This window comes from Aphanizomenon sp. UHCC 0183, from assembly GCF_009712065.1.
In the GTDB taxonomy this organism is placed as follows: Bacteria; Cyanobacteriota; Cyanobacteriia; order Cyanobacteriales; family Nostocaceae; genus Dolichospermum; species Dolichospermum heterosporum.
Genome location: NZ_VILC01000081.1, coordinates 19,603 through 26,087 on the forward strand (window position 1 = coordinate 19,603; position 6,485 = coordinate 26,087).

Annotated in this window: 6 protein-coding genes; 1 reads left to right on the forward strand and 5 read right to left on the reverse strand. The window is 35.3% G+C overall.

Annotation, left to right across the window (positions count from 1 at the left end):
• Positions 1–44: 44 nt before the first annotated feature.
• From FJR37_RS20570 to FJR37_RS20590, 4 genes are all read right to left on the reverse strand, one after another.
• A complete protein-coding gene (locus FJR37_RS20570) occupies positions 45–1,445 on the reverse strand; it encodes an HlyD family secretion protein (RefSeq protein ID WP_168466999.1) in 1,401 nt (466 codons plus the stop codon).
• A gap of 149 nt (positions 1,446–1,594) precedes the next feature.
• Positions 1,595–1,993, reverse strand: coding sequence for a four helix bundle protein (locus FJR37_RS20580; RefSeq protein ID WP_053541290.1), 399 nt, complete (start codon positions 1,991–1,993; stop codon positions 1,595–1,597).
• A gap of 223 nt (positions 1,994–2,216) precedes the next feature.
• Positions 2,217–4,367 (reverse strand): peptidase domain-containing ABC transporter, encoded by a 2,151-nt coding sequence (locus FJR37_RS20585; protein WP_168467000.1) that lies wholly within the window; start codon positions 4,365–4,367, stop codon positions 2,217–2,219.
• 144 nt (positions 4,368–4,511) lie between these two features.
• Entirely contained in the window at positions 4,512–4,727 is a 216-nt protein-coding gene (locus FJR37_RS20590) for a hypothetical protein (RefSeq protein ID WP_168467001.1), read from the reverse strand.
• Between the two features lie 667 nt (positions 4,728–5,394).
• On the opposite strand from FJR37_RS20590, the gene FJR37_RS20595 reads away from it, so the two are divergent.
• A complete protein-coding gene (locus FJR37_RS20595; protein WP_152540408.1) occupies positions 5,395–5,646 on the forward strand; it encodes a hypothetical protein in 252 nt (83 codons plus the stop codon).
• A gap of 350 nt (positions 5,647–5,996) precedes the next feature.
• On the opposite strand, the gene FJR37_RS20600 is transcribed toward FJR37_RS20595, so the two are convergent.
• Positions 5,997–6,197, reverse strand: coding sequence for a hypothetical protein (locus FJR37_RS20600; protein ID WP_168467002.1), 201 nt, complete (start codon positions 6,195–6,197; stop codon positions 5,997–5,999).
• Positions 6,198–6,485 lie beyond the last annotated feature (288 nt).

A 6,485-nucleotide genomic window follows, 5' to 3' on the forward strand; every position in this document is an offset into this window, starting at 1 on the left:
CAAACACCTGCTAATTAATTTAAGTTTTCCGGCTATTTAGCTACTTATAAATCAGCAATTAGTCTAGCTTTTCTCAACATAAATTGCAATGCTGTTTCTTCTCTAGAAATAATATCGGCTGTAGCGTTCATTCCTGATTGCAGCAGACATTTATGACCATTAATTCCAAATGAATTGCTTTCGGGCTGAATTGTGGCTTCAAAGTAGCTAATACCAGGAGAATTTGTCGTAGTTGTATCTTTATTTTGAGGTGTAATTGCGTCTGGAGCAATGGTTTTAACAGTCCCCTTAGCAATTCCATAATCAGGATAGGGACAAGCATCAACACGAAGTTGCACTTTTTGATTAATGGCAATTTTGTTGATTTCCGCAGTAGGAATTATGGCTTTAATTACTAAAGAAGGACTATCAGGGACAACCTCAGCAATAGATTCACCAACTCGCACAACTTGACCAGAATTTCTTAAATTAAGTTTAAATATAATCCCATTACTCGTGGCAAGAATTACACTACTTCTCCGCTGGGTTTCGACTTGTTGAAGTTCTTTTTGTGATTGTTTTATTTGAGTTTGTATTTCTACCAATCGCTGAATTAAGCCTTCTCTTTCTTTGTTTAGAGCCGCTATATTTGCTTCACCTCTAGCAGTTTCTTGAGCAATCCGTTCTTGTGCAATTTTTACCATTGCTGTAGTTGGATTAATCGCGGCTTTATTTGATTTAACTTTTATTTTAGCGATATCAACGGCTTTTTTTGCAGCTTGTAGTGTTAAGGTTGTCTGTTGAACAACTAGCTGTTTTTGCTCAAATTCTCGGTTGCCAATTGCGCCAATTTGTGCTAATTGTTGATAGCGGTCACGATCTACTTTGGCAAATTCTAAATCAGCTTCAGCTTTTTGTAGATCTACTAATTCTTTTTGGATATTTACCTCCGCTGTCATTAATTCACCTTCAGTATTAATTTTTCGCTCTTCATATTCTCTTTTACTTCTTAATAAATCCTCTTTAGCAGAACCAACAACTCTTTCTATTACTCTTTTTTCAGCCATAATTTGATTATTTAAAGTCCGGTTTTGAGCATAAATTTGTAATATCTGTAATTTACTTTGTTTGATACTTTCTTCTAATTGGCTTTGTTTAATTAGCAATTGCTCAGTATCTAAAAGAGCGATTATTTCCCCTTGCTTAACAATTTGATTTTCTTTGACTAAGATACTTTTAACAGTCCCTTCTATCTTTGATTGGACGACACGAGTTTCACCTACGGGACGAATAATAGCAGCAGCTTTGACGGTGACATTATATTTCACCCATGAAGATAAAAAAATACTAGTAATAACAGTCCCAATTAGAAATACACCTGTTAATGATGTCCAAATACTTATGGGAGGAAGTGAATTATCATTTTCAATTACAGAATTAAATTCTTGATTATCAGTGTAAAGCATGGTTATCTAAATAATGAATGATATATAGGATTCCTATTTGAGTTTTGAACGGGATTTTTTAACCTGTGGGGGATGTGGGGGGGGATGTGGGGGATGTGGGGGATGTGGGGGGAGTGGGGGGGTGGGGGATGTGGGGGGGTGGGGGAAGATTAATATTTATGGTTTTTATGGTTTTTATGATTCATTAACCAGCGTGATGGGTTATTGATCATAGTCACTAAACCAGATAAAACTTGATTATAATTACCATAAAGTTTACGTCCTGTTTCAATATCTAAGTAATTACATTTAACTGTAAATTCTATCCATGTTTGAGTTTCAGCAGATTCAGCTTCACAATCATTTAATTTAGCAACAAAAGCAGCCTCATAACGACGTTTACGCCAAGCTTCTGCCATATTCGCACAAACAGAACGAGAAGAACGACGAATTTGATCTGTTAGAGAATATCTTTCTTCAACAGGAAAATTTTTTGATAACCCAAAAATTTTCATTGCTGCTTCAACAGCAATTTGATAAATTCCCAAATCTCTATGAGATTTAACCATTGATATTGAGTTTGATTCTTCTGAGTTACCAATCATCTTCTTTCTCACCTCCTTTACTCCTTTACTCTTCACTCCCCCTACCTCCCCTACTCCCCCTACTCCCCCCTACCACCCCTACTCTCCCTACTCCCCCTACTCCCCCCTACCTCCCCTACTCCCCCTACTCCCCCTACCTCCCCTACTCCCCCTACTCCCAATTAAGGGGGGTAAACACAAGAGGGAATTAGGGAATTAAAAAATCTAAATGATCTCCTGATTTAGTACGTAAATCCTGTAAAGAACCTTGTAATTTCAACTTACCTTGATCTATTAAAACAATCCAATCAGCACGATTAATTACTTTGGGTCGGTGAGTAATTAAAATCGTTGTTTTTCCTTGACGATATTCAAATAATTGGTCTAAAACTTGGGCTTCACTCACTGGATCAAGTCCGCCAGTAGATTCATCTAAAATGAGAATTGCTGGGTCTGTAACAATGGCTCTAGCTATTGCTAATCTTTGTCTTTGTCCACCGGAAATATTAGCACCAAATTCACCTAAAATAGTTTGATATGTCTCAGGTAACTTACTGATAAATTCATCAGCACCAGCAATTTGACAAGCTTTAACAATCTGTTCAAAGCTAACATAAGGTGCTCCTAATCGGAAGTTTTCGACAATAGAACGATTCCAAAAATGAGCATCTTGGGGAACGAGAACTACCTGTTGACGGAGAGATTCTAAGGAAAGGTCTTGGAGATTATAAATGCCAATTTGTATATTGCCAGATTCAAGTTTATATAAACCGGAAATTAATTTAGATAATGTACTTTTACCACAACCAGATTTGCCAATTAAAGCAATATTTTTACCTCCAGGAATCGTTAAAGAAAAATCTTCTAATAAATCAATTCGACCAGGATAATGAAAGTTTATATTTGTACAAATAATATCAGCATTTTCAGAAATTGTCGCAAAAGGTTTTTTACCATTATCGTCATCTTCTGGAGTGGCATCAATAACTTCTGTTAACCGCCGTACAGCAGTTTTCGCACGGGTAAATTCATCAACAAAATTAATAACTGTACTAATTAACCCAATAAAATTACCATTCATTGAGTTAAAGGCTAGTAATTGTCCAATACTCAGATTTTCAGCCGGATTAATTACTAAATAGCCACCAAACCAAAGTAAAATTACACTACCAATACTAGAAACAAAACCAGAAAATGTATTATTAATAATCCCAATTTGCATTGTCTGAAATGTGAGCCTAGCTAGACGATTAAAGCGATTTTGTAATTCATCCCAAAATTGTCTTCCTGATGTGGTTGTTTTGAGAGTTAATGCACCTTTAAAGGTTTCGACTAAAACCCCTTGGGTTTCGGCTTCTGTAACTAACAGTTCATTAGTTTTTTGCTGTAATTTGGGTTGAAAAATAAATGTAGATATGGTCATTACCACAGAAATTACTAAAGCGGCTGAGGTAAGTTTCCAACTATAAAATAACATAAAAAATAAGGAAATTACCGCAATAAAAAGTTGACTGGGTAAACCAACAACAACTTGAGCAATTAATTGATTAATTTGGTCAATATCTCGCAGCCGACTGACAACTTCACCACTGCGACGGGTTTCATAATAAGTTAATGGTAAACGCAGAATCTGCCGCCCAAATTCTAAGACTAAACCTAATTGCATTCGTTGGGCAAAATGAGCAATTAAGTTAGACTGGACAAATGAAAGACTATGAGAAATAATATTCATGACGACTACAGAAATTACTACTGTAGTCAATAATTTTGTGTCACCTCTAACTAATACATCATCAGTAAGAATTTGCAGTAAAAAAGGGGAAGCTAAAGACAGCAAACCCAAGACTAAATTGAGAGGTAATGCTTGGAATAAAATGCCACGATAAATCCAAACTCGTTGGAAGAAACGCCAAAAACCACCGACCTGATCTTGCTTTTGAGCAAAAAAGCGAATAGGATCTGGTTCTACTAATAATAATAACCAATCTGTCCAAGCTGCTTCTACATCTTGTTTAGAAAGATAACGCAAACCCACTGCGGGGTCTGCAATCAGAAATTTTTTACCTTTTTTACCATATAAAACAACCCAATGATTTCCTTTCCAGTGAATGATTGCTGGTAAGGGGGCTTCATTAATTTTATCTAATATTTCTGGCGAAGTTTTCACGGGATTGGCTTTAAAACCCAGGATTTCCGCGCCTCTTTTTAATCCTAATAAGGTGGTTCCAAATTGCCCAGTTCCGACTGCTTCTCTAATTCTGCTAATGGTAAAAGTCTGACCATAATGTTTAGCGATTGAAGCCAAACAAGCTGCTCCACAGTCTTCTTCGCTGTGCTGTTTAACAAATTCGAGTTTCATAGATAAATCACCTTATACTAAAAGTAGTCAGCGGTCAGTAAGAGAAGTATGAAAAGGCTATGATTTGCCTTTTCGACTACATCATCTTTAACTGATAGCTGACTGACTTCAACTAATTACAAAAGTTCTATAGTAGAACTCTAATTAGCCCGCATAAGCACTACCATAAGAAATACCATCAGCAGAAGCATTACCTCCGTTCAATGTAATTGCAGCCGCAACAGTAGATGTCTTAACAATAGCTGCAGAAAACTTAGGAGGAGTCCGACGAGGAACATTACGACGATGATTATTATTATTAAAACCACCAGCTACGATCGCTTGTTGTTCAACAGATACTTCGGTAAATAAATTAGACATGACTGAATTCTCCTTGATTTGTATTATTGCTTGGGTTTGTTTGCTGCTTGTTTGCCGCTTTCCCCCTCGCTTGTTAATAGAATATCGAGAAGTTATGAGTTAATTCATTCTCATTTTCTGCAAACTTAATTACCAGATTTAGGACTAGAAATTTCCGAAAAATACACGCCAACTCGGCTAAATTCATTTGAACTAATTTCAAGTCTTAGCTAAATTAATTTCTATATAATGTCAGATAGACGAGCAGGATATCATCAATATATGTTTAATATGAAATCTATATCTAGCCAGGAAATAAATTTCCTGGCTAATAGCTCAAGTCAGCTAAAGATGACTAAATAATCTCAAAATTCGTGAGTACACTTTCTGAAAATAGTGCGTTTTAACGCAATTTTGCTATTAGCCTAGAACTTTAGTTCCAGGCGGGTAAGGAACACCAAAGCAAAGATTTTAAGCAAATTGATATCAGATAATCTTTGCTAAGGAATGTGAATTAAATAAGGTGCAAAAGTAGGGTGTGTTAGCGACAGCGTAACGCACCATTCCAGGTTACGTCAGAATTGCAGGTTATTAAATTTGCGTTCCTAACTATAATTTGCAGCGACGGTGTTTTCTGCTCTGACTACGTGGGTAAACAAAGAAATTAAAAATCATATATATGATTTTTATGTTGGTTATATTATTAGAAATTGCAACTAGGTTGTTGTTTCCTATAGCTACAGCATTAGCATTGTTGATATTGCCACCACCACCAATTATGGTTTCTTGTTGTTCAATAGATACTGTAGTAAACAATGGATTAGACATTATTCAAGTTCCTTTAAATTTCAATTATCACCAATCAATCTTATTTTCGTTAATAGATTATATGTTTATGATTATCTTTGTCATGGCTAATTTACGCCAACTTTATTACTAATTTAAGAAATAAATATTTCCGAAAAATACACGCCAATCTGGCTAATTTATTCGATGGAGTTTAAATTCTATGCTATTTTAATATAGTTAGTTTAACGAAACTCAATACCCCTGGCTATCCTATGTCTAATGTTGGGTTATGCCTTCGGCACGCTACGCGAACACTTCGTTCAACCCAACCTACAAAGATCAAATTAATATTCTTTACCATCAGGGGAATGCTAGGATCATAATTCTTTATTCAATGGATAGAAGTGTGAAAAATAAACAATCTGTATAACTAGTATTATCTACAGATTGATAGTAATTATTAACCTATATATAGGAGCCTATTTGATTTCTGAGAGAGTTTTAGTTGAAAATTGATCTTAACAACCTTTTGAAGGATGAGGACTCATTTACAGCCCATATTTTTTTGAGCCATTCTTCTCGTTCTTCTTTTGTCAGTTCTTTCCCATTAGTACGAGAAAAAGAATAATAAGAAAAACTCTCACCACCAACTACTGTTTCTTGTTGCTCAACAGGTACATCATCAAACAATATATCTGACATGGTATAAATCTCCTTGATGTTGAATTAGTGCAAAGGTTGATTACGGCTTTTTAGCTGCTCAAATCTTCACGTGATTAAAATGGTATCTAGGAATAAATAGATAAATCATTATTACTTTCTGCAAGTTTCATTACCAGATTTAGAAATAGATATTTCTGCAAAATACACGCCAATTTAGCTAAATCATTGTCACCAAATAAAAAATTTCTGCTACCATCTTTCATCATTCTAACTAACCAATAGCAGAAGTTGTCTTTTGATGACTAAAAGAACTGGAAAATTTTTGAA

Excerpts from the sequence above, each read along its gene's own strand:
- FJR37_RS20570 (WP_168466999.1), bottom strand. The coding sequence starts at position 1,445 with ATGCTTTACACTGATAATCAAGAATTTAATTCTGTAATTGAAAATGAT.
- FJR37_RS20580 (WP_053541290.1), bottom strand. The coding sequence starts at position 1,993 with ATGGTTAAATCTCATAGAGATTTGGGAATTTATCAAATTGCTGTTGAA.
- FJR37_RS20595 (WP_152540408.1), top strand. The coding sequence starts at position 5,395 with ATGTTGGTTATATTATTAGAAATTGCAACTAGGTTGTTGTTTCCTATA.
- FJR37_RS20590 (WP_168467001.1), bottom strand. The coding sequence starts at position 4,727 with ATGTCTAATTTATTTACCGAAGTATCTGTTGAACAACAAGCGATCGTA.
- FJR37_RS20600 (WP_168467002.1), bottom strand. The coding sequence starts at position 6,197 with ATGTCAGATATATTGTTTGATGATGTACCTGTTGAGCAACAAGAAACA.
- FJR37_RS20585 (WP_168467000.1), bottom strand. The coding sequence starts at position 4,367 with ATGAAACTCGAATTTGTTAAACAGCACAGCGAAGAAGACTGTGGAGCA.